The organism is Pseudoalteromonas sp. SG44-1 (assembly GCF_014164315.1).
In the GTDB taxonomy this organism is placed as follows: Bacteria; Pseudomonadota; Gammaproteobacteria; order Enterobacterales; family Alteromonadaceae; genus Pseudoalteromonas; species Pseudoalteromonas rhizosphaerae.
In genome coordinates this window covers 134,421-158,028 of the sequence record NZ_JACJEW010000006.1, presented here as the reverse complement: position 1 = coordinate 158,028, position 23,608 = coordinate 134,421, and the positions used below count along the sequence as shown (strand labels likewise).

Genomic DNA, 23,608 nt, shown 5'->3' with positions numbered 1-23,608 from the left:
TAGGTTCTAGGTTCTAGGTTCTAGGTTCTAGGTTCTAGGTTCTTCAAAAATTTATAAACAACTATCTGTGTGTCAAACTATTCTTAGAACCTAGGGCCTATTTCTTCCTAGTACCTTGTCACTTTTGTATGTGACTTAGGCTAAATAAACTCATTAACGCAGCTAAAGCGAACTACACACAGCAGACGTTCACCTAAGAAGTTTAGTCTAAGATAAGGCGGACACTCGACTTATCCCTATGAGCATACGTAGTTGTATGTGATTAGGGTCAGTAACTAAGTGCCAAACTACACATCTGCAAGTGTAGGAGCGCTAGCAAGGCAGTGAGTTTATTTATGCCAAGGAGCATACGTATTTTGTATGTGACTTAGGCTAAATAAACTCATTAACGAAGCTAAAGCGAACTACACGCAGCAGATTACATTTGCTCCATGACTTCGATGCCTAAAAGATCTAGGCCCGTTTTCAGCGTATCCGCTACCAAATTACACAGCACTAAACGGCTATCGCGTACACTTGGCTCTACGCCTTCTTTAAGTACTGGGCAAGCTTCGTAGAAGGTCATGTATAGGCTGGCAAGCTCGTATAGGTAACTACATAATACGTGCGGTGTTGCCTCACTGATCATTTGATCAAGTACTTCTTCTAATTGCAGTAGTTTAAGTGCAAGAGTTTTTTCTTGCGGCTCAACAATAGCGACATCTGCGTTTAAGCTTGCTGCGTCTACGCCTGATTTACGGAAAATACTGCGTACACGAGTATAAGCATATTGTAAGTAAGGTGCTGTTGCCCCTTCAAAGCTAAGCATACTGTCCCAGTTGAAAATGTAATCACTGGTTCGGTGCTTAGAAAGGTCTGCATATTTAACTGCGCCAATACCTACTTTACGGGCAATTTCACTGCGCTCTTCATCAGTTAAGTCAGACTCACGCTCAGCAAGCTTAGCAGCAGCTCGAGTGATTGACTCTTCAAGTAAATCAGCAAGTTTTACCGTGCCACCTGTACGCGTTTTAAATGGTTTGCCGTCTTCACCCATCATGGTGCCAAATGGGCAAAATTCGTAGCTAGTTTCATCGCGTAGTAAACCGGCTTTACGTGCAGTAAGCTCTACTTGATTGAAGTGTAGGCTTTGACGCGCATCAACAAAAATTAAAATGCGGGCTGCGCCTAACTTGTTTGAACGGTAATCACAGGCGGCTAAATCGGTGGTTGCGTATAAGAAACCGCCACCTGACTTTTGCACGATAAACACTGATGGCTCACCATCTTTATTTGCCAGCTCATCTAAAAACACCACCTGTGCGCCTTGTGACTCAACGGCAATATTCTTATCTTGTAATAACTTAATGATATTGTTCAGTTCACTGTTATAAGCACTTTCAGCCATGATGTCGTCTGGTGTAAGCGTTACATTTAAGCGTTTGTATACTTCTTCAGAATGCTTTACCGAGGTTGCGATAAACAACTTCCATAGTTTTTCACAATGCGCGTCGCCACCTTGTAGTTTTACTACGTAATCACGCGCTTTATCTGCAAAACCGTCTTCATCATCAAAACGCTTTTTAGCGTCGCGGTAGAAGGTTTCTAGATCAGCAAGTGCCACAGAATCTAAATCAACACCTTGGCTGATTTGATCTTCCAGATGCGCAATCAGCATACCAAATTGCGTGCCCCAATCGCCCATATGGTTTTGACGAATAACCGTATCGCCACGAAACTCCAGTGCGCGTACTACTGCATCGCCAATGATCGTTGAACGTAAATGCCCAACGTGCATTTCTTTAGCAAGATTAGGTGATGAGTAATCAACCACTACTTTTTGCGGTTGTGCATGCTCAGCAACAGCCAGCTTTGCATCTTGGTTTGCCGCTTTTAAGCTTTGCGCTAAAAACTCAGGTTTTAGGTGAATATTGATAAAACCAGGGCCGGCAATTTCTGTTTTATCTGCGATATCACTTACATCTAAGTGATCAATAATTTGTTGTGCAAGCTCTCGCGGGTTGCTTTTCATTTTTTTAGCAGCGCCCATTGCACCATTAATTTGGTAGTCACCAAATTGTGGGCGGGTACTCTGTGTTACCGCAGGGTTAGTATCTGCTGGTAAGCCAGCGCCAGTCATGGCTGCGATGGCTCTTTCAATTAGTAGGGTACGAATATTCATGTAATTTATTACCTTTACCAGCCCGCGTTAGCGGGCTTTAAATTAAAATTTGAGTCTAATTTTCACGCGTGTGGTTAAATGTCACTTCTGGATAGCGCTCAATTGATAAGTTAAGATTTACACGACTCGGCGCTATGTAAGTTAAGTTATCGCCACCATCAAGCGCTAAGTTGCTTTCGCACTTACGTTTAAAATCTTCAAACTTTTTAACGTCAGTCGAACTTACCCAACGTGCGGTATTTACATTTACGCTTTCGTATAAAGCATCTACGTTATATTCTGCTTTCAAACGCGCTACAACCACATCAAACTGCAATATACCAACCGCGCCTACAATTAAGTCGTTATTAATAAGCGGTCTAAATACTTGTACTGCACCTTCTTCAGATAGCTGCACCAAACCTTTTAATAATTGCTTTTGCTTAAGTGGATCACGCAGACGAATGCGGCGGAATAATTCCGGCGCAAAGTTTGGAATACCAGTAAATTTAAGCTTTTCACCTTGTGTGAAGGTATCACCTATCTGGATCGTACCGTGGTTATGTAAACCAATAATATCACCTGCAAAAGCATCACCTGCACGCTCACGATCACCCGCCATAAAGGTTACCGCATCAGAAATACTGACTTGTTTACCTATACGCACATGGTTCATTTTCATGCCTTGGCTGTATTTACCCGACACAATACGCATAAACGCAATACGGTCACGGTGCTTAGGGTCCATATTCGCTTGAATTTTAAATACGAAACCAGTGAAGTTCTCTTCTGTTGCAACAACAGTTCGGTCTTCTGTTTCACGCGGTAATGGCGTTGGTGCCCACTCAGTTAGGCCATCAAGCACATGATCAACACCAAAGTTACCAAGCGCAGTACCAAAGTACACTGGTGATAACTCACCCGCTAAAAATAGCTCTAAATCAAATTCGTGCGATGCACCAATAACAAGTTCTAACTCTTCACGCAGTTGCCCAGCAAGCTCATCGCCGATCGCTGCATCAAGCTCAGGATTATCAAGCCCTTTAATGCTGCGTACTTCTTGAATAGTATGACCTTGGCCGGTTTTGTATAACAAGGTCTCGCCGCGGTGAATATGATAAACACCTTTAAACTCTTTACCACAGCCAATTGGCCATGTGATCGGTGCACAAGCTATATTTAGCTCTGTTTCAACTTCGTCTAACAACTCCATCGGATCACGAATATCGCGGTCACATTTATTCATAAATGTGACAATTGGCGTGGTACGTAAGCGCGTTACTTCCATTAATTTACGAGTACGATCTTCAACACCTTTAGCCGCATCGATCACCATCAAACATGAATCGACCGCAGTTAAGGTACGATAAGTATCTTCAGAGAAATCTTCATGTCCTGGGGTATCAAGTAGGTTTACTAGCGCTTTATTATATGGGAATTGCATAACAGAGGTCGTGACCGAGATACCACGCTCTTTTTCCATTTCCATCCAGTCAGACTTGGCATGTTGATTAGAGCCACGGCCTTTAACGGTACCCGCTTTTTGAATAGCTTGTCCGAACAACAGTACTTTTTCGGTGATGGTAGTTTTACCAGCATCCGGATGCGAGATGATCGCGAACGTGCGTCGCGTATTGATTTCGTTTAATAAATTAGACATGTAAGCCGCTTTAAGTCATAACAAGGCGCAACCAAAAACAAACCTAAGCACAGGTCTTCGCTACGCACTGTAAATATAAAATAGAATTAGTCACATTATACCTTGTTTGTCTTAGCCAAAAAAGCAACGATTGCAAGTAATTAGCCGATAACTTGGTTTAAAATCAGCTCAACCCGTTTGCTGCAGCGAACGCACTAAACTTGTGTAATTTTACGCTAACGCATACTATTGATAGATTACATGGAGGATATTTTGTTTGGGTATGAGAACAAGTAAGTTAAGTATAAGATTATTATGGTATATCACGCCTTTGGTGATTTTACCGTTATTGTTTTTAGGTGGCTTTACTCTCACCAACGTTACCAGCTCCACACAAAAACAAGCCGAGCTCATTGTTAGCCGTTTTGTTGAACAGCAACAACAAAAAATGTTCAATTACATCGATTCATTTCACTCTACTACAAAGTTACTCTCGGCCTCCCCTGTACTAAGTGACTTTTTAGCAGATGACTTACGCGATAACGGCAATTACACCCGTCGTCTAGGCGCACTAATGGATGTATTTGCAAGCTATTCAGAAGCTTACCCCGATATTGTTAGCGTAAATTTAGTCTCTCCGGATGGTCAAAGCGACGCCTATTACTCCAGTAATTTAAATACCGCACCAACCAGCTATCCATTTTTCTCACAAGTTTTACAAAGTAACTTACGCCAACAACAGTTTATGGTGCAAAAACAAGATGGCACTACCAGTTTGTATTTTATTCAACGTATTTACAGTGCTGATTACTACCTTAAACGTCCGCAACAATTAGGGTTTATTGTGTTGCATGTTGAGCCATCGATTTTAAATACCAGCATTTTAGAAGCGCCCTATAACAATACCTTAAATTTATTACTGACCAGCAATGGCAAAATATTATTTAGCTCAGACTACAATAAGCGCGGTCAATATATTAGCGAATATGAGCTGCAACAAATTCACGACTTAGCCGATCTAGGTAAGCTCTCAACCATAGAGTTATCGAGTATTGATAAAGTTGAACGGATGATTTACGCCATCCAAATGAGCGGCGGTTATTATTATGTCTCGACCATCCCCAAAGCCTTACTGTATCAATCGGGCAAAGCGATCAGTTTGATCACCGCCTTGATTGTGATTATTTCAGTGATCACCCTGCCGATGCTGATTTTTATTGTGGTACGTAATTTACTACTTAACCCAATTGAGTTACTTGGGGCAGCCAGCCATCGAGTAGGTGACGGCGATTTGTCGGTATATTTGCCTGCACATAATAATGATGAGGTGGGGGTATTATTTAATGATTTTAATCACATGGTGAACCAAATTCGTCATTATCAAGACGAACTTGAAGAATATAAACATCACTTAGAAGATAAAGTCGAAAGCCGTACCAAGGCACTTGAAACCATGAATAGTCAACTCGAGGTGGCCATTGCCCAAGCGGAACAAGCGAACCAATTAAAAAGCCGCTTTTTAGCCAATATGAGTCATGAAATACGTACACCACTAACCGCCATCATGGGCTTTACTGAGCAGCTATTACACAGCCAAAATACAACCGGCGACGCTTGGCACCTAAATACTATATTACGTAACTCTAAACACTTACTTGAACTCATCAATAATATTTTAGACTTGTCGAAAATCGAAGCCGAAAAATTAGCTGTTGAAAAAGAACCGCTAGATATTGTGCAGTTAGTTCATGATATTGATTCGATTATTCGTCCTTTATCACAAGAGAAAAAACTTAACTGCAATATCAATTTTCACTTACCATTACCGCGCATAATTAATAGTGATAGCACTCGTTTAAAGCAAATTCTCATTAATATTGCCAGCAATGCAGTGAAGTTTACCGAGCAAGGTTTAATTGAATTAGATATTACCTATAACAGTGATTTACAACTCATAGAATTTGCCATTAAAGATAGCGGTATTGGCATGTCAGAGCGAGAAGTTGAGCGGGTATTCAAACCTTTTGAACAAGCTGATACAACAACAACACGACGCTTTGGCGGCACTGGCTTAGGCTTATGTATTTCTAAAAATTTAGCACAATTGCTCGGTGGTGATGTTTATGTAACAAGCACGCCAGGCCAAGGAAGCTGTTTCTGCGTGCAAATTGCCTGTAACTTACCTGCTGATAAACAACAAACAGTGCCAATGCTGACTGAGTTAAGCCAATTAACTCCCGCTAAGGACTTACAGCTTTCATTCGCAGAAAATAGCTTTGATGCCAATATATTAGTCGCCGAGGATAACCCTGACAACCAAGTACTAATCAAGTTATTACTGCAAACATGGGGGCTTGAGCCTGATATAGCCAACAATGGTGCAGAAGCTGTTGAAATGGCGCTGGTGAATGACTATCAATTAATCATTATGGACATGCAAATGCCGGTAATGGGCGGCTTAGAAGCCACACAAATGCTCCGCCATGCAGCCTACGATGGGCCGATCATTGCACTTACCGCGAATGTTATGAAAGATGACGTAAACACCTATTTGCAAGCCGGTTGCGACGAAGCACTGGCTAAGCCTATCGATAAAGATGCCTTAGAAAGTGTGCTTGTTAGCTATTTAAATATTGAAAAAGACAGCCAGAATAAATGGGATAGCTTGCTAAACAGCGAAAAATTTCAACAGATCAACGACAACTATCGCTTAAAACTGCCAGGTTATTTAACCGACGTTACGCAGCTATACAATAATGGTGAGTGGGAGCAGCTCAGAGCGCTGGCCCATAGTTTAAAAGGCAGTGCTGGTTGTTTTGGTTTTAGTAATATTCACCATGCGGCGGCCACACTTGAAGATAATTTACGTGGCCGTGATCACAACCGCCGTGATTATTTAGCACTGAGCTTAATTGAAGCGATAAAATATACCTTGCAACAAGAACAGTCATTAACCAAAAAGTAATGTCATTCCCATTAAGATAGCATCTTCATGGCCATTTTTTGATGGGTCACTACTTGGGTAGTAATTTTTACGTACCGACATTTCACTAAAGCCTGCCTGCTCATATAAGGCGATGGCACGAGTATTGGTTTCACGTACTTCTAAAAATAAGTTTTCAGCGTGGTGTTTTTCGCCGTATTCAATAAACGCTGCAAGCAATTGTTTGGCAATCCCCTGCCCCTGAAAATCAGGTGCCACGCAGATATCCATTAAAGTAAAATCAGGCCCTGCTTTTTCACCGATATAAAAACCAATAATTTGCTGCTCATTAAACGCAGCTAAATTAAAGTAACGTCCAGCGAGACATGATTGCATAGTGTTTACTGTCCACGGATGAGTGTGACACGCGTTCTCAACACGCATCAGCGCATCAATGGATAATTCAGTAACAGATTCAAAGGTTATCAAGGTGTGTGCTCATCAGCGCCCATAGCGCGCGTTTATTATCAGCATTAAGCTGCTGGGTTGGTAAGCTCAATTGACCATCATGCCATGCAAGCTTATCGCTTTGCACTACTTGGCTAATTTTTAATGGCGCAATAGCGCGATTTAAATCAGCCAATAGCGTTGTACTTAGCTCTATATTTACCTGCGGCGCTGCACTTGGTGCATCAGAACGTTGTTCAGCGACTGGCTGTAATCGGAAATGCTGATTTAGTTCGAGGTTTTCTATACCAAAAATAGCTGCGTATCGTGGATGCATAAAAACTCAGTAGACTTAAACACTGGAACAATATAAGAAGTAATCAAGGCTATGTAAAGAAGAAGTGGCAGGGGCGGAGAGACTCGAACTCCCAACCATCGGTTTTGGAGACCGCTGTTCTACCAATTGGAACTACGCCCCTGCAATGACGACGAATTATAGAGAAGTTTCGCTAAAGGTAAAGAAAAAAATCACTCTTTTAGTTTAACTGCTTTTTAAATAAACAAAACGGCGAATTAGTCAACTAATCCGCCGTTTTTATAATTACTTACCTAAACTAGGATAAGCCTTCATATATATCCATGTTCAGCATTTTTTACTTTTTGCTACTCGCAGACGTTTTAGTTCAGCTTTGGCCCAGACTGAGGATTCGGCCATATCACAACGAAGCCCATGCTTCTTTTCAGTAATAAGCGCGGTTAAGTTCAATTCTATTCACTTTTTATACTCAACTTGTTGTCCACTTTTAAAGCGTATCAAAACATGAGCGACCAGCTACATATCAAGTCATAGTAAGTGGTGCAGACTCTTGTTGTTAAAACACATAACTCGCTTTTGCCCCAAAGTTATTTAACGCTCGTCGATATGAAAATATCCTTACTATTTTGTTCTTATTGTTTTTTTAAACGAAACTTTGTTGTTTATGCATGTACATAAAACCTTTCAGGTTGCTTAATAGCATCGGCAGTACGATCAATGCGAAGGCAATGTTAGATAAAGGGACGGCTAACCAAACACCATCGATACCTAGGTATTTCGGCAAGATGAATAGGAAAGGAAACTGTATCAACATATTGCCGACGGAAACAAACAGGGCTTGTCCGCTTTTACCAACGGCGACGAAGTAGATGGACGCCATGAATAAGAAGCCATCTAAAAACAATGCCATTAAGTGTAAACGAATACCGTTTTTGCTTGCTTCAAGTAATGCATCATTGCCTGTGGTAAAGATGCTGATAAAGATTTCCGGAAAAATGTTAAACAGTATTACCAAAGCTATACCGGACCCAACGGTAACAGAAAAAGCCAGTTTTACGGTTTCGCTAATGCGTTTGTATTGCTTGGCGCCTAAGTAGTAACTCACTGGTGGCTGCAAGCCGCTGACTAAGCCTTCAGCGAAGAAGTAATAACAGCTCGCTAAGTAGCCAACAATCGCGAATGCGGCTAACTGCGTGGTGTCTCCGTAGGCCATAAATTGCATGTTATGGAACGCCATGACGAAGCTGAAGTAGATAAACATCACTAAGTTTGACGACCCTAATTGCACGATACGAATGGCGATGGTCTTATCAAGTTGTTTAACCGATAGCTTGGTTTTAGCTTTTGACGACGTAAAGTAACGTAAACACAATATACAAGTGGTTAATTGAGCAATTAAGGTAGCAATAGCTGCACCTTTTAATCCCATATCAAGATGGCCTAAGAAAACATAGTCCAAGACAATATTGGTCAAGGCACCTACAATGATGAATACCGTCGCAAGGTTTGGGCTATCGTCATTTCTAACCAACATCGGCATGGCACTAGCACCAATCGAAATAAGCGCCCCAAACGACATGATCTGCACATAACCCCAACTCATCTCTAAGGTGACGCCGGTCGCGCCTTGAATATTGAGCAGGCTCTGACCAAAAACGATAAACACAACTGTGGCCAATAAGCCGATCAAAATAATCAAGAAAAGCGCTGTGATGAGTGTTGCTTGAGTGGCTACGAGGTTATTCTCGCCACGATATTTAGACAACACGCTGCCGCCTCCCATACCAACAAGCAAACCAAAGCCCATGATTAAACCAAGCAATGGAATTGCCATGTTGATACCTGCAAGTCCGTTTGCCCCAACATAGTGACCAACGAAGAAACCATCAATGATCTGATATAGACCACTGACTAACATAGCGACGATGGAAGGAATGGCAAAACGCCAAAACGTGCCTGCGACGGATTGTGACGGTTGAACTTGTGGGGCAGCTTGCATCTTAAATATCCAGAAGGTAATAATGCGGGCATAATATATTTAATTGAGATATAAGAAAATCAGTTACCATCCGCTTAAAGGATGGATTAAAAAGCTTAACTAGCCGCTAAATGGCCGTTTAGGAGATAGGAATGAATTGGACATTGGATCAATTACTGGCTTTTGTTACCGCCGCTGAGCAGGGTTCTTTTTCTGCAGCAGCAAGGCAATTACAAAAGGCACAATCACGAATTAGTAGCGCCATAGCCAATTTAGAATTGGATTTAGGGTTTGAGTTATTTGATCGCAGCTCTAAATACCCCGTATTAACGCCTCTGGGTAAAGAGATGCTTCCCGAAGCGAGAGCCGTGCTTAACCAATGCCTTCGATTAGATTCAAGAGCACTTACAGCTGCGAACAAAGAACCCATTTCGTTACGAATCGCCTTGGATGAAGCCTTACCACTGGAAACCATCCATTCTATTTTTTCTCAAGTAGGCGATTTATTTCCTAACACTCATTTGGTTATTACCAATGGCTCACAAGACGACATTGCCAATGCCATTGCTAATCAAAAAGCCGACATTGGTTTTATGATTAGCAACAGTGCCTTGCCACCAAAATTAACCATGCAGTCTTTAGGATATTTTAAAAAAATCCTGATTGTCGGTAACAAGCACCCTCTTGCTAAAGAAGATGTATTGACCCTTGCGCAACTACAGCAATACCGTCAGTTCGTACTCTGCAACCGTTCAGGAGAAAACCGCGAAAATGCCCTAAGCCCAGATCATTGGGATTTAGACAGTTATTATTTGATTTGTGAATTGGTAACGCAGAATCAAGGCTGGGCCATCGTGCCTGAGCATATCGCCAAGGCGCATTGGTTTTTTGAACAAATAAAAATAGCTCAAGCCGACTTCTTAACGGATCAATTAATTGAAATAGGCATAGTAAAACGACTCGATAGCCCAAGCAATAAATTAACAGATTGGATTACTGAGCAAATGCGCCACTTAATGAACAATCACGCTATATAAAATCTTCCTGCGCAATCGAAAGGCTCTGCTCTTATATTTTGACTTATAGAACAAAGTGTCACAGCATTTTTTCAGTGATGTTCCGAACAAAAAAGTCCGCAATTACGCGGACTTAATTAAGATTTAATGCCTGTTAGTGCCAGACGTTTCAGGCCTAAAAATTATTCCCACTCAATAGTCGCAGGTGGTTTTCCTGAAATATCGTAAACAACGCGTGAGATACCGTCGATTTCATTAATGATGCGGTTTGAAACCAGACCTAAGAACTCATACGGTAAATGTGACCAACGTGCAGTCATAAAGTCGATAGTTTCTACACAACGAAGTGAAACAACCCAATCGTACTTACGTGCATCACCCATAACGCCTACAGACTTGACCGGTAAGAATACCGTGAACGCTTGGCTTACTTTATGGTAAAGCTCTGCTTTGTGAAGCTCTTCAATGAAGATAGCGTCAGCACGGCGTAATAAGTCACAGTACTCTTTTTTGATTTCGCCAAGTACACGCACACCTAGACCAGGCCCAGGGAACGGGTGACGGTAAAGCATGTCATACGGTAAACCTAGCTCTAAACCAATTTTACGTACTTCATCTTTAAATAATTCACGCAGTGGCTCAACTAAGCCCATTTCCATGTCATCTGGTAAGCCGCCCACATTATGGTGAGACTTGATCACATGCGCTTTACCAGTTGCAGACGCTGCTGACTCGATAACATCTGGATAGATAGTACCTTGACCTAACCATTTTGCATTTTTAAGCTTTTTAGATTCGCTATCAAATACCTTAATAAATGTATGGCCAATCGCTTTACGCTTGTCTTCTGGGTCTGATTTACCAGCAAGATCCGCTAAGAATAATTCTTCGGCATCCACTTTGATAATGTTTAGGCCAAACTTATTGCCAAACATATCCATTACTTGCTGACCTTCGTTTAAACGCAGTAAACCGTTATCAACAAATACACAGGTTAAACGGTCGCCAATCGCGCGGTGAATAAGCATAGCCACCACTGATGAATCAACACCACCAGATAAACCTAAGATTACTTCGTCATCACCCACAGTATCTTTAATGCGCTCTATGGCGTCATCAATGATTTTTGCAGCAGTCCACAGTTTTTCACAACCACAAATATCAATCGCAAAGCGTTCTAGCAAACGTTGGCCTTGATGAGTGTGGGTTACTTCTGGGTGGAATTGTACGCCGTAAAAACGCTTTTCTTCGTTAGACATTGCCGCATGTGGGCAAGTAGATGTTTTAGCTGTGGTTTTGAAAGTATCTGGAATTTCCATTACTTTATCACCATGGCTCATCCACACGTCTAAAATGCCTTCACCGCCATCGGTAATGCTGTCTTCAATGGCATCAAATAATGCACAGTTACCGACTTTTTCAACTTGCGCGTAACCAAACTCTTTCTTATCAGAGCTATGAACGCTACCGCCAAGCTGAGTAGCCATTGTTTGCATGCCGTAACAAATACCAAGTACAGGTACACCTGCATTGAATACATACTCAGGGGCACGCGGGCTGTTTTCTAAGGTTGTTGACTCAGGGCCACCAGATAGAATGATACCTTGTGGATTGAACTCACGGATCTGCTCTTCCGTTACGTCCCATGCCCACAGTTCACAGTAAACACCAATTTCTCGCACACGGCGGGCGATCAATTGCGTGTATTGCGAACCAAAGTCTAAAATAAGAATTCGTGAATCGTGAATGTCTTTGCTCATTGAGGGTCTCGTTAGTCAAGAACTAGCACTCAGGTTACCTGAATGACTATAATAAATAAGGGCTAGCGAAGCTAGCCCAGTAATTTTAATAGATTTGAAGCTATTAACCTAAGCGGTAGTTAGGTGCTTCTTTGGTGATTTGCACATCATGAACATGTGACTCACCCATACCTGCTGAAGTAACACGTACAAACTGAGGTTTAGTGTTTAATTCTTCAATCGTTGCACAACCGGTTAAACCCATTGCGCTGCGCAGGCCGCCAACTTGTTGGTGAATGATTGTCGCGATTGGACCTTTATAAGCCACACGACCTTCAATACCTTCTGGCACAAGCTTGTCTGCTTGATTTGATTTTTGGAAATAGCGATCTGATGAACCTTCTTTTTGGTTCATCGCACCAAGCGAGCCCATACCACGGTATGACTTGTAGTAACGGCCTTGGTAAAGCTCGACTTCACCAGGCGCTTCTTCAGTACCCGCTAGCATTGAGCCAACCATCACACATGATGCACCAGCAACAAGTGCTTTTACAATATCACCTGAGAAACGAATACCACCATCAGCAATCACTGGAATGTCACGACCTTTTAGGCCATCAACAGCATCAGAGATAGCTGTGATTTGTGGTACACCACAACCAGTAACAATACGCGTAGTACAGATTGAACCTGGGCCAATTCCTACTTTAACTGCATCAACACCGGCGTCGGCAAGCGCAATCGCACCTTCAGCTGTTGCCACATTGCCTGCTACAATTTGTAGTTCAGGGTAAGTTTGACGAGTTTGTGCAACACGGTCGATAACACCTTGAGAATGACCATGTGAGGTATCAATTAGTAATACATCAACGCCCGCTTCGACTAATGCAGCAATACGCTCATCAGTACCTGGGCCTACACCAACAGCAGCACCTACACGTAAACGACCTTGTTCATCTTTACATGCATGTGGTTTGTCTTGTGCTTTTTGATAATCTTTTACTGTGATCATGCCTTTTAATTTAAACGCATCATCAACAACAAGGATTTTTTCGATACGGTGTTCGTGCATTAATCCTAAGATTTCATCACGCGCAGCACCTTCTTTTACAGTGACTAACTTTTCTTTTTTAGTCATCACTGTTGAAACCGGTTGCTCAAGCTTGGTTTCGAAACGCATATCGCGGCTGGTAACAATACCAACAAGGCCGTTTTCAGCGTCCGTTACCGGAAAACCTGAAAAGCCTTTTTCTTCAGCAAGTACAATTGCATCTGCAATGGTTAAATCCGCTGTCACAGTAACAGGGAAAGAAACAATACCCGCTTCATACGTTTTAACTTTACGTACGTTTTTGGCTTGTTCTTCAATTGTCATGTTTTTGTGGATAAAACCTAAACCGCCCTCTTGCGCTAGCGCAATCGCTAAGCGTGCTTCGGTAACAGTATCCATAGATGCTGAAACTAGCGGCAAGTTAAGTTTGATACCACGCGTTAAGCGAGTTGAAATGTTTGCCGTGTGTGGCAAAACAGTAGAATGACCTGGTACTAAAAGTACGTCATCAAAGGTAAGAGCTTCTTTAGCAATTCTAAGCATTTTGGCAACTTCTCACATGTGGATCTTGTTTAAGGAATTGCGGCCAAATTTTATCAGCGTTGTGGGCACGAGTAAATAAGATTCCACAATTATTTATGATAAAATACCCCCATCATCGCTTTTTAGAGTCGCTTTATGGCCGTAACATCCCAGCAGCAAACGATTTATACCGTTTCTAGGTTAAATAGAGAAATAAGAACCGTACTCGAACAAGGATTCGCATCGTTAAATTTAACCGGCGAAATATCAAATTTCATTACACCAGCCTCTGGTCATTGGTATTTCACGCTCAAAGATGATCGCGCTCAAGTAAAAGCGGCGATGTGGCGAGGCAACAATCGAGGCCAACGCTATCGCCCTGAAAATGGCGCACAAGTGACAGTTCGAGCCCGAGTATCGCTGTATGAACCGCGTGGTGACTATCAGCTGATTGTTGAACACATGGAAGCTGCTGGCGAAGGGCAACTAAAGCAACAGTTTGATGAATTAAAAATGCGCTTAGCCGCCGAAGGTTTATTTAGCTCCGCCCATAAACAACCATTGCCTGGGGTTGTGCATCGTGTTGGTGTTATTACATCAGCCACAGGGGCGGCTATCAAAGATATTTTAACGGTACTTAAGCGTCGAGCGCCACAACTTGAAGTCGTGATCTACCCTGCTATGGTGCAAGGTAAAGACGCGCACCTACAATTAATTGATAAAATCAATATTGCTAATGCCCGCAATGAAGTTGATGTAATTATTTTAGGCCGCGGTGGTGGATCACTAGAAGATTTATGGTGCTTTAACCATGAGCTACTGGCACGCGCTATTTTTGCCAGTAACCTACCAATTATCAGTGCTGTCGGTCATGAAATTGATACCACCATTAGCGATTATGTTGCCGATGTGCGCGCCGCAACGCCAAGCGCGGCTGCAGAGCTTGTTAGCCCCAATAGCAGCGAACTTTATAATCAAATCCAACAACAATTAAATCGCTTAGCCAATGCGTTTAAACATCAGTTATCTGCAAAGCAAAGCGTTGCAACAGCACTTGAGCACCGTTTAACATTATGTCACCCGCGTAATCAGTTAAATCAACAAGCGCAACGTTTAGATGAATTGACAGTAGCATTACAGCAGGCGATACAACATCGGCTCTATCAATATGAGCGCCGCTTAAATAATCTAACGCCGCGACTAATGCAGCGCTCACCAGATCGCAAAATTACTCAGGCAAGTCATCAATTACAGCAACTGCAAGGGCGTTTAACACAAACCATGCAGCAACAATTACACAGTGCCCAAAATACCCTCGCAATGCAGGCTAGCCGATTAGAATCTGTAAGTCCGCTCAATGTACTCGCTCGTGGTTATAGCATCACTAAAAATGAGCAAGGGCAAGTGATTAAGTCTATTAAGCAAGTAACTCAAGGTGATTTAATTGTAACCGAGCTTGCTGATGGCGTAATTCAAGCTCGTGTCAGCTGAGGCTCGTTATTCTGACTCAGTACTTAATAATAATGAAAAATCGCGATCGCTTGATTTTGAAGTACTGACTTTAAATTGCTGCCAAAAGTCTTGTTGTACCAACTTATCGTTGAGTTCGCGCCATTGGGTATGATCAAAATCATCTACATCCTTTGGCGCTGCAAGTTCAAATTTACATACCGAACTTTTACACTGCGCACTAACCAATTCAGGGGTGATGCCAAGATCAGCAATCTGTAAAAAGTCTTTCATGGCAGTCTCGGTACGATAAGCCCACTCTTCATTGCGACTTTGCTCAGTAAACTTGTCTAGCAAAGCTTGTTCAAAATCGGACGGTGCTTGCAATTGTTGTTCGTAAGCTTTTACTAATTTTTGCTGTTGCAGTAACTCACGCTTGAGCTGTTGCACTTGTTGCTCAAGCGGTTGCTCTTCTGCCATTTGCTGTTGTGGTGCAATGGCCATTTTTTTGCTATCAATCGCTTGTGCAAAATTTGCAGCTTGATTAGCAACAGCTGTTTCGTCCGTCGCCATTATATTGCGTTGCTGCTCAACCTCGTGTGTTAGCAGTGTATGAACAGGTGTTGTCTTGCTTGAGGTCAACTGAAAGTAACCCCAAGTTAAAACCACGCCAGCAGCAAACGCCAGCACACGAGAAAACAAACCATTATTACTCATTTATAATTCCATTTATGGTTAATTTTGATTTATAGCATTGCGCTGGTGTGCGATTCGTTTTCAGCTTCAACTTCTAAAAAGTTTTGATTCATGCTTTGCGCTGGACAGGGACAATTTGGTTTACCAACAATTTTAGCTGGCACGCCAACTACCGTGGTGTGAGGTGGTACGGCGCTCAATACCACTGAGCCTGCGCCAATTCGGGCGCCCTCGCCGACCTCAATATTGCCGAGCACTTTAGCCCCAGCACCAATTAAAACACCGGCGCGAATTTTCGGATGACGATCGCCTTTTTCATTACCAGTACCACCTAGAGTAACTGATTGTAAAATAGAGACGTTATCTTCAATAACAGCTGTTTCACCAATCACTATACCAGTTGCATGGTCAAACATAATACCATGGCCGACTTTACAAGCAGGATGGATATCAACGCCAAATACTTCTGAGGTACGGCTTTGAATAAAGCGAGCGAGCTCTTTACGGTTTTGTAACCATAAGCAATGGGCGAGTCGATGTGCTTGAATTGCATGGAAACCTTTTAAATTTAATATCACAGTTAAATATGTATCGGCAGCGGGATCACGATCTTTAACGGCTTTTATATCATGGGCGACATGAGTAAGCATTCGATCACATTCAACAAAAGCCTGATCAAATAACTCCCGGATAGTAAATGCAGATACCACTGCGTCTGCCAGCTTATTAGCAACAATAAAGCTCAACGCAGACCCTAAGCACTCATGATTTAAAATGCATGAATACACATGACTTGCTAACAGAGGTTCACGGGTAACGACTTCATTTGCTTCGGTGCGGAGCTGTTGCCAAATTTCATGACGCATAGGACGGCCTTAGATTAATACGAAGATAAGCTTTTATGCAGTTTAACGGATTTCAAGTCAGATGTGTTAACGCTGCGGTTATTTGTTCTAGTTATTAGATATAACTAAATTTCAAAATCATTCTTTAATAATCTCATTATAGTTTTACATAATGAGTTACGACAGTAGATAAAATTAACGTGTAGCCATAAAAAATATAAAACTTTAAAATTCAATAACTAAACATCAATGACAGTTATACTGTCATATGACAAAATAACAACTGGCGTAAAGCTGACGGCGTAAAAAATAATAATAAACGCTAAATTAGCATCATCAACTTAATAAGGAATACGATGATGAACAATGACATACTCAATACAAAGAAACTAGGCTATAAATTTTACTTTCAAGATGGCGACGATCAAATAGCCTGCTTTGGCAGTTACTTCACCGGTAAGGAAGAAGTCTATATTAATGATGAGCTAGTTAGTGAAAAGCGAAGTATTAATGTCACAAGTAAACACCAATTTGAACTATCAGGTAATACTTTTAATGTTAAGTTTGAAATGCACAATATTTTAACTGGTAGGCTTGAGTGCTCACTGTTTAAAAATAAAAAGTTAGTTAAAAGCTTAGAGCAAACAACTTTATTTAGTAACCCTAAAAAATCAGCTCTTTTTATTGCTGGGTGTTTTGTTGTTGGTTTTACTGTTGGGTATATTATTTCAACATTAGCTTTGGGGAAATAATCATGCAATTAAACCCCAAAACTATAAAAGCATTAAGGCAAAAGCTTGATTGGACTCAACAACAGCTTGCAGATGCCTGTGACGTAAGTTTACGAACTATTCAACGGGTAAAAAAAGAAGGCGCAGCGTCTAAAGAAACCACCATGGCCTTGTGTGCAGTGTTAGAAGTACGTCAAGGTGAGTTAATAAAACTTGAGGAAAATACAGTTTCAGTTGCTCAGACACATACTTTAAATACGCAAAGTATCACAACAATTTTAGCGCTGTCGTCCATTGCCAGCTTTGCGCTTGGCATGATCACCGTGTTTTTAATTATGAAATAAGGAGATTTAAACTATGTCAAAGGAATCGCGAGGACACATCACCTTAGTGCTTATCGTCAGTGCAATTATACTTTTTGGATTAGGTGTAAAAATTGGCGCAATGTTATAAAAATGCCCCAAATTTGGGGCATCTAAATTAAGCTTCTTAGTTATTTAAATGCTCGTTATTCAAACACCTTATCTACAGCAAGTACTTCAATATTTTTCGCTGGTATTGCCAGTTTGTAATCAGCGATTACTTTATCCTCAGCAACTAATTCAGCTGGTTTCTCTGCATTATATACCATAGGGGATGTTTGCTCTGACGCTAGGCGCTTTTGCATATCTTTTCCGTCGCCGGTGATAAACACATACTGAATATCATCCGTTTGTAAGTTCTCTTTTATGACACGATTTACATCAGCTACTGTCAGTTTTTCAAGCTTGTTCGTTACATACTTTACGAAAGTATCGGTGTTGTAAAACTCACTATCTAGTGCATATCCTAATTGACGGTTTTGGCTTGCTACCATTTGCGGCACAAAGTTAATTAAGAAGTTACGCGTTGCGTCAAAGTCTTTTTCTGTCATGCCATTTTTGATTAACTTATCAAGTTCAAATAAAGCGGTACGCGTTGCAAAGTGAGCGTCATTGTTCGAGCGCAGCGGGCGAAGCCATACTTGAAATATTTGCTCAGAGCGGCCTAAGTTTGCGTCAGGCTTAGTCTGGAACATACCTCGTGGAAAATACTCAATATACGCGTAATCGCCGTAGTTCATACCGCGAGTTTGACGAATGCGCTCATAAAGATATGAGTTTGAACTGCGGTGCTCGCCAAAGTATGAGCGAACTAACCACAGTGCCGTCCAGTCTTCACTACTGCGAATGGTATCAATTGGGAAGCCAAACGATACCGCAGTCGATTGCGCTGATTTTTCTACAATTGTAGCATGATGACCTTTTAGCGCTGGTGCATCAGGAATCGATAAACGACTTTGCTGACCTTTAGGCAAAGCACTTAAATCGCTAAACATGGTTGCTTTAAGTGATTCAGGTACTGCGCCAATTAAACCGACAGTTAGTTTAGCTTGAGTAAATTCTTTCGCATAAAACGCTTTCACGTCATCAAGTGTTAATGCTTCTAAATCAGATAGATCACCGTAGTTATAGCTCTCATATGGGTGACCTTGATACAGCTTATGATAAAGCACTTCTTTACCTAGCTCTTCGTCATTTGAGGCTTTTAGGCCAGATTTTATGCCGTCGATGAGCTCTTTCTTAAGGCGTTTAAAGTCATCTTCTCTAAAGCCAGGATTTAGTAACTGCTCACTAACCAGTGCATACCATTGTGCAGCGTTATCTTTATGGACACGCCCTTGCAGCGAAATCATTTCTTTATCTATCTGATAACCAAAGCTACCTGCCAATGGATAAAGTGCCTGTTTAATGTCGTTGTAGCTCTTCGCCTGTGAACCACCTTGAGCAAGCATGGCCGCAGTGAGTGCAGCAACGCCTTTTTGACCTTGTGGGTCAGCCGCCGCTCCCGTGTTGAATAACCAGTTCACATCAATCAACGGCGAGCTATTGGTTTTATCAAGTACTTTAAAGTGACGCTCTTGCACTGTGTGCTTGCTAGCAACAAGGCTATTTAAATCCACTTTTTGCTCAAAGCCTGCCACTTTGTCAAGCGCTGACATAGTCACGGTAGTACGGCTACTATCGACAAAGTATTTATTAGCAATATCTTGAATATCTTGTGCGCTGATGCTGTCAGCCGTTGCATATAATTGATTGACGACTTCTGGGTCGCGTTCAAAATGCATATAACTGGCAAGGGTTGAACCTATAGCTTGTGATGAGTCTAGGCCGTTAATAAAGCTGTATTTAAGATTGGATTTTAAATCAGCTAACTTTTGGCTATCAACCAACTCAGTGCGAGCTTTTGCGTAGGTGCTATTAATTGCATCACGAGCAACCGCTAAATCAGCCTCATTTTCAACTTTCACAAAAACATGTAATAAGCCGGGATCTTTGGTATCAGGGTTATAGCTAAACATTTGGCTAGCAATTTGTTTATCAACTACTAACTCTTGATAAAGCTCTGAGTTGGTTGAAAAATAAAGCTGTGACAGTAAATCAAGCGCGGCTCTGTCTTTTTGCTTTGGCTGCCAGGCTGTGCCTTTATAAGATACTAATAACCAATGCCCTGGTAAGCCTTCGTTTTGCTCATGTATATATTTCGCCGCTTGCTGTTTTGGTTCGGTTGGAATATCAGCAACGAAATCGCCTTTTTGCCATTGGCCCCAGTGTTTTTTAACCATAGCCATAGTTTCAGCTGGATCAACATCGCCTACAATCACTAATGACACATATTCAGGTTTATAAAACTTAGCAAAAAACTCTTTACCGTATGCCATTTGATCCGGCATGGCTTCAATATCTGCAAAAAAGCCCATGGTGGTATGTTTATAAGTATGTTTTTCGAATGCTTCATTACGTACTGCAGAAAGTAACTTACGAACCGGGCTGGCATTATTTTTAAGGTATTCGCCTTTAACTGTTAATGCTTCGGTACGAAATTGCTCTTCTGAATAAGTCAGGTTTTGAAAAATATCCGCTTCAATTTCAAGTACTTTATCAAGATGTTGCTTTGAAAAGTTTAAGTGATAGTTAGTGTAATCATTGGTTGTATAAGCGCGATTATCAACCCCAGAATTTTTTAGAATATCAGAATACACATCTTGCGGATATTTTTCAGAGCCTTTAAACATCATATGTTCAAAAAAGTGTGCAAAACCGGTTTTACCTGCTTCGACTTCATTACGAGAACCGACAGAGACTGGAATTTGTAGTGATACCACATCAGGGTAATCAGTTTTCACCACCATAACGCGTAAACCGTTATCAAGCTCTTCTAATAAATAATCTTGTGAGAACACCCGATCATTACTACTGGCAACCGTTGACTGCTCAATCTCAACCTCTTTGACCATGTTTGAGCCGCTGTTACTTGCACAACCGCCCAGTGCAAGCGTTACCGCAAGGCTGGTTGCTAATAATTTAAATTTCATTGCTATCCCTTGTTAGTTGAATAAATTTCTTGTTTTTAGTCATCCGATTATGCAACAAAGCAAGTCAATATAAGACCCCTGAGGCAATTAATTATGTAAACAGTTGTGTAACACAGAACTCTTCATTCAGAGCAACATGAATAAAACTCACCTTCGTTGAAAAAGTTTCACTAAAAAAATCTATCTAGACGTCTAAATGGCTGCTATATTATTTGCCATAGACACTAACTTAGCTGGAATGAGGATTATGGCTTTATCACTACAAGAGAAAATTGAAGACACCAATCAGGGTGTGTACTTAATTGGTACCACCCCACCACGTATTGGTACTGATAAAGCGCAGCTTGAAATTATCGCCCAAAAGCTCTTAGCTCGTTTGCATGAAATTGAATACGATGGCGTGATTATTTATGACATTCAAGATGAAAGTAGTCGCACTGAGATGCCTCGCCCTTTTCCGTTCAAGCAAACGGTAGATCCTCGAGAATACAGTAACTTACTACGTAATTTATCGCATCAAGAAGTGATCACTTATAAAAGTGTTGCACAGCGCGGTGTGGCCGAATTTAAACAGTGGTTAAGCGAAACTAAAAACCAGTTTAATTTAAAAAACCTAGTATTAGTCGGTAGTCCATCATCTGACGGGGATATTAAATTAAGCCTGCCTGATGCTTATAAAGTCTTAAGCGAACAGCCTCAAGACTTCTTTTTAGGAGGCGTTACCATTGCCGAGCGCCACGCAAGTAAACGTAATGAACATGAACGCTTACTTGAAAAAACCACGCAAGGCTGTAAATTTTTTATCTCACAAGCTGTGTATAACGCGCAAGCAACCGTGGATTTGATCACCAGTTATGCGCGCAGCTGTAAAGCTCAAGGTATCGAACCTAAACGTATTATTCTAACCTTTACGCCCTGCGGCAGTGAAAAAACCTTAGAGTTTATGCAATGGTTAGGAATTTCCGTACCTGATGCAACTAAATGGCGGATGCTTGATTCGCAAAACCCACTGAGTGAATCTGTACGTATTTGCCGTGAAAACTTAGATTTAATACTAAGAAGTTGCGCGCATTTAGACGTGCCACTGGGGTTAAATATTGAAAGTTTAACCAACCGTAAAGAAGAAATTGATGCATCAATTAATCTTTACCGCTTATTAAAAGCGACAATGGAATTAAATCTTGCTGAAAAACAGATTGCTTAATAGAGTTAAACTTGAGCCTGCCCATTATTTTTAAGTGAACTAGTGTTCATGATTGTTGTTTTTTTAGGTAATTTTAAGTATTCTTGTATGCTAATTAGGTAATACTATTAAAAGGAATTTTAAATGCCATTAAATCCACAGGTGAAATAAGAAGTAATTAAAAACATTATAAAATATGAGAAAAAATTAATCACTTTTATCTAGACTCTCAGGGCTATGTAACCACAGGCGTAGGTCATATGATAAAAAACAAACAAGCTGCAACCCTGCTCCCAATGAATAAAGTAGTTAACAATCAACCGGGTCCTCCTGCAACTCCTCTAGAAAAGCAAAAAGAATTTGAAACAATAGCTAAACAAAAAAGAAATTATAAAGCTGAATGGTATAAGCAATTTACTACACTCATAATTAAAGATGTAGAAATTACACGCCAACTAGACAAACATATGGATTCTTTTTACAGAGAGCTTTCTACTCTATATAAAAAGTCTAATGGTTATTATGATGATTTTGATAAATTAGACAAAAATATACAAGTCGCATTATTTGATATGATTTTTAACTTAGGTGCAGTAAAAATTGTCACGAAGTTTACTGAGTTTGATAAAGCAATCAAAACTGGAGATTGGATTAAAGCAGCTAAAGAAAGCTATCGTCCTCAACTCAGCGCAGAAAGAAATAACTACGTAAGAGCAAAGCTATCTGCGGCTAACAGCATAAAGGTAACGACACCGTGAAAAACTTATCATTAGTATTATCGATATTTATCTGTGTTAGCTGCTCAAAATTATCTGCTAATGAAATAAAACCTAAATTATTTACTAATTATTTTACAGGTTTAGAATCTGAAATTGTGATGGATTACCAGAGCATTAAATTAAATTATGATTTAACTTTACGTTCAGAGAAGAATGTACACTTTTCTACCTGTAAACAAGTAGAAGAAACCGCTTCTGATGATATAGCAGTGAGCGAATTTCATTTGTTACAGATGTTGAAAGCGAACTGTGCCGCATTAAAACAGTACTCCCAAGCTAAAAGTTCAAACGTCAGTTATTTACAGGAAATTCTTGATAAAAAGGATATTAGCAATCTTCCTGCTACAGCTTCCCCTTATGTTAATAAACATGATAAAAGCCAAAGGCGAGGTAAAACACTAAGTGAATACCATAAAAAGTTTAATACATCATTGGACATTAGTGGAGCAATAAAGGTTGAGACAGAAACAGATCAGATGTTTTACTACGTTGTTGCCACAGGCGATTTCAATGCTGATAAAGTTCAAGACGCATTAGTTCGTATTGACTGGCAGGTAATTGATGCATTTGGTAAAGGGTTTAAGCTTATTATGGTTACGAAAAAATCCGCAGATAAACCATATGAAATAACTACACTAAATTGAAGTAAGAACCTTTAGCTGCGATTTTAATTTAAAAATTTATCTTTTTAGAGGGCACTCTAGCTTAGTAAAGTTATATCGCGCTTTATTATTAATACTATTGACTACTGAATTTAGCA

At 40.8% G+C, this 23,608-nt stretch carries 18 protein-coding genes and 1 tRNA gene; 8 read left to right on the top strand and 11 right to left on the bottom strand.

The window, feature by feature from the left end:
- Nucleotides 1–418: 418 nt before the first annotated feature.
- Nucleotides 419–2,161 carry an arginine--tRNA ligase gene (argS, locus tag H5187_RS04805; RefSeq protein ID WP_182797589.1) on the bottom strand — a complete coding sequence of 581 codons (1,743 nt, stop codon included), beginning with the start codon at nucleotides 2,159–2,161 and terminating at the stop codon, nucleotides 419–421.
- 55 nt (nucleotides 2,162–2,216) lie between these two features.
- A complete protein-coding gene (gene prfC, locus H5187_RS04800; RefSeq protein ID WP_145235504.1) occupies nucleotides 2,217–3,800 on the bottom strand; it encodes a peptide chain release factor 3 in 1,584 nt (527 codons plus the stop codon).
- A 262-nt stretch (nucleotides 3,801–4,062) separates the two neighbouring features.
- Between prfC and H5187_RS04795 the strand changes: the two genes are divergently transcribed.
- Nucleotides 4,063–6,744, top strand: a complete 2,682-nt coding sequence (locus H5187_RS04795) for a hybrid sensor histidine kinase/response regulator (protein WP_182717137.1) — start codon at nucleotides 4,063–4,065, stop codon at nucleotides 6,742–6,744.
- Here H5187_RS04795 and rimI read toward each other — a convergent pair.
- From rimI to H5187_RS04775, 4 genes are all read right to left on the bottom strand, one after another.
- On the bottom strand, nucleotides 6,730–7,191 hold the full coding sequence (gene rimI / locus H5187_RS04790; RefSeq protein ID WP_182717138.1) for a ribosomal protein S18-alanine N-acetyltransferase: 462 nt from the start codon (nucleotides 7,189–7,191) through the stop codon (nucleotides 6,730–6,732). The two genes, H5187_RS04795 and rimI, sit on opposite strands and share 15 nt — an antisense overlap.
- Complete coding sequence (locus H5187_RS04785) at nucleotides 7,178–7,486, bottom strand: hypothetical protein (RefSeq protein WP_145235500.1); 309 nt, start codon at nucleotides 7,484–7,486, stop codon at nucleotides 7,178–7,180. Before H5187_RS04785 ends, rimI begins: the two co-directional genes overlap by 14 nt.
- A gap of 65 nt (nucleotides 7,487–7,551) precedes the next feature.
- Nucleotides 7,552–7,628: transfer RNA gene (locus H5187_RS04780), tRNA-Trp, on the bottom strand.
- A 480-nt stretch (nucleotides 7,629–8,108) separates the two neighbouring features.
- Nucleotides 8,109–9,464, bottom strand: a complete 1,356-nt coding sequence (locus H5187_RS04775; RefSeq protein ID WP_182762434.1) for an MATE family efflux transporter — start codon at nucleotides 9,462–9,464, stop codon at nucleotides 8,109–8,111.
- Between the two features lie 131 nt (nucleotides 9,465–9,595).
- Here H5187_RS04775 and H5187_RS04770 point away from each other — a divergent pair, with 131 nt between their 5' ends.
- A complete protein-coding gene (locus H5187_RS04770; RefSeq protein ID WP_182797588.1) occupies nucleotides 9,596–10,480 on the top strand; it encodes a LysR family transcriptional regulator in 885 nt (294 codons plus the stop codon).
- Nucleotides 10,481–10,641: 161 nt separating this feature from the next.
- Here H5187_RS04770 and guaA read toward each other — a convergent pair whose 3' ends face one another.
- Both guaA and guaB read right to left on the bottom strand, forming a co-directional pair.
- Entirely contained in the window at nucleotides 10,642–12,219 is a 1,578-nt protein-coding gene (gene guaA, locus H5187_RS04765) for a glutamine-hydrolyzing GMP synthase (RefSeq protein WP_145235498.1), read from the bottom strand.
- A gap of 103 nt (nucleotides 12,220–12,322) precedes the next feature.
- Nucleotides 12,323–13,792, bottom strand: a complete 1,470-nt coding sequence (gene guaB, locus H5187_RS04760; protein ID WP_149982073.1) for an IMP dehydrogenase — start codon at nucleotides 13,790–13,792, stop codon at nucleotides 12,323–12,325.
- A 135-nt stretch (nucleotides 13,793–13,927) separates the two neighbouring features.
- On the opposite strand from guaB, the gene xseA reads away from it, so the two are divergent.
- Entirely contained in the window at nucleotides 13,928–15,262 is a 1,335-nt protein-coding gene (xseA, locus tag H5187_RS04755; protein WP_182717141.1) for an exodeoxyribonuclease VII large subunit, read from the top strand.
- A 6-nt stretch (nucleotides 15,263–15,268) separates the two neighbouring features.
- Here the strand turns inward: xseA and H5187_RS04750 are convergent, their stop codons facing one another.
- Nucleotides 15,269–15,937, bottom strand: coding sequence for a hypothetical protein (locus H5187_RS04750; protein WP_182717142.1), 669 nt, complete (start codon nucleotides 15,935–15,937; stop codon nucleotides 15,269–15,271).
- 29 nt (nucleotides 15,938–15,966) lie between these two features.
- A complete protein-coding gene (cysE, locus tag H5187_RS04745; RefSeq protein ID WP_149982076.1) occupies nucleotides 15,967–16,782 on the bottom strand; it encodes a serine O-acetyltransferase in 816 nt (271 codons plus the stop codon).
- Between the two features lie 338 nt (nucleotides 16,783–17,120).
- On the opposite strand from cysE, the gene H5187_RS04740 reads away from it, so the two are divergent.
- Both H5187_RS04740 and H5187_RS04735 read left to right on the top strand, forming a co-directional pair.
- Nucleotides 17,121–17,513: a hypothetical protein gene (locus tag H5187_RS04740; protein ID WP_182717228.1), complete on the top strand. Its 393-nt coding sequence runs from the start codon at nucleotides 17,121–17,123 to the stop codon at nucleotides 17,511–17,513.
- Between the two features lie 2 nt (nucleotides 17,514–17,515).
- The gene (locus H5187_RS04735; protein ID WP_182717143.1) at nucleotides 17,516–17,836 is read left to right on the top strand and encodes a helix-turn-helix domain-containing protein; all 321 of its coding nucleotides are present in this window, start codon (nucleotides 17,516–17,518) and stop codon (nucleotides 17,834–17,836) included.
- A gap of 164 nt (nucleotides 17,837–18,000) precedes the next feature.
- On the opposite strand, the gene H5187_RS04730 is transcribed toward H5187_RS04735, so the two are convergent.
- Nucleotides 18,001–20,886 carry a pitrilysin family protein gene (locus H5187_RS04730; protein ID WP_182797587.1) on the bottom strand — a complete coding sequence of 962 codons (2,886 nt, stop codon included), beginning with the start codon at nucleotides 20,884–20,886 and terminating at the stop codon, nucleotides 18,001–18,003.
- Nucleotides 20,887–21,133: 247 nt separating this feature from the next.
- On the opposite strand from H5187_RS04730, the gene H5187_RS04725 reads away from it, so the two are divergent.
- The 3 genes from H5187_RS04725 (at nucleotide 21,134) to H5187_RS04715 (ending at nucleotide 23,492) form a co-directional block, all read left to right on the top strand.
- Nucleotides 21,134–22,090: a methylenetetrahydrofolate reductase gene (locus H5187_RS04725; protein WP_145235486.1), complete on the top strand. Its 957-nt coding sequence runs from the start codon at nucleotides 21,134–21,136 to the stop codon at nucleotides 22,088–22,090.
- A gap of 239 nt (nucleotides 22,091–22,329) precedes the next feature.
- Complete coding sequence (locus H5187_RS04720; protein ID WP_064665912.1) at nucleotides 22,330–22,827, top strand: hypothetical protein; 498 nt, start codon at nucleotides 22,330–22,332, stop codon at nucleotides 22,825–22,827.
- Nucleotides 22,824–23,492, top strand: a complete 669-nt coding sequence (locus H5187_RS04715; protein ID WP_182717145.1) for a hypothetical protein — start codon at nucleotides 22,824–22,826, stop codon at nucleotides 23,490–23,492. Before H5187_RS04720 ends, H5187_RS04715 begins: the two co-directional genes overlap by 4 nt.
- Nucleotides 23,493–23,608 lie beyond the last annotated feature (116 nt).

Excerpts from the sequence above, each read along its gene's own strand:
- H5187_RS04725 (WP_145235486.1), top strand. The coding sequence starts at position 21,134 with ATGGCTTTATCACTACAAGAGAAAATTGAAGACACCAATCAGGGTGTG.
- prfC (WP_145235504.1), bottom strand. The coding sequence starts at position 3,800 with ATGTCTAATTTATTAAACGAAATCAATACGCGACGCACGTTCGCGATC.
- argS (WP_182797589.1), bottom strand. The coding sequence starts at position 2,161 with ATGAATATTCGTACCCTACTAATTGAAAGAGCCATCGCAGCCATGACT.
- H5187_RS04795 (WP_182717137.1), top strand. The coding sequence starts at position 4,063 with ATGAGAACAAGTAAGTTAAGTATAAGATTATTATGGTATATCACGCCT.
- H5187_RS04785 (WP_145235500.1), bottom strand. The coding sequence starts at position 7,486 with ATGCATCCACGATACGCAGCTATTTTTGGTATAGAAAACCTCGAACTA.
- H5187_RS04740 (WP_182717228.1), top strand. The coding sequence starts at position 17,121 with ATGAACAATGACATACTCAATACAAAGAAACTAGGCTATAAATTTTAC.
- H5187_RS04720 (WP_064665912.1), top strand. The coding sequence starts at position 22,330 with ATGATAAAAAACAAACAAGCTGCAACCCTGCTCCCAATGAATAAAGTA.
- H5187_RS04775 (WP_182762434.1), bottom strand. The coding sequence starts at position 9,464 with ATGCAAGCTGCCCCACAAGTTCAACCGTCACAATCCGTCGCAGGCACG.
- xseA (WP_182717141.1), top strand. The coding sequence starts at position 13,928 with ATGGCCGTAACATCCCAGCAGCAAACGATTTATACCGTTTCTAGGTTA.
- guaA (WP_145235498.1), bottom strand. The coding sequence starts at position 12,219 with ATGAGCAAAGACATTCACGATTCACGAATTCTTATTTTAGACTTTGGT.
- H5187_RS04730 (WP_182797587.1), bottom strand. The coding sequence starts at position 20,886 with ATGAAATTTAAATTATTAGCAACCAGCCTTGCGGTAACGCTTGCACTG.
- H5187_RS04735 (WP_182717143.1), top strand. The coding sequence starts at position 17,516 with ATGCAATTAAACCCCAAAACTATAAAAGCATTAAGGCAAAAGCTTGAT.
- H5187_RS04750 (WP_182717142.1), bottom strand. The coding sequence starts at position 15,937 with ATGAGTAATAATGGTTTGTTTTCTCGTGTGCTGGCGTTTGCTGCTGGC.
- guaB (WP_149982073.1), bottom strand. The coding sequence starts at position 13,792 with ATGCTTAGAATTGCTAAAGAAGCTCTTACCTTTGATGACGTACTTTTA.
- H5187_RS04770 (WP_182797588.1), top strand. The coding sequence starts at position 9,596 with ATGAATTGGACATTGGATCAATTACTGGCTTTTGTTACCGCCGCTGAG.
- cysE (WP_149982076.1), bottom strand. The coding sequence starts at position 16,782 with ATGCGTCATGAAATTTGGCAACAGCTCCGCACCGAAGCAAATGAAGTC.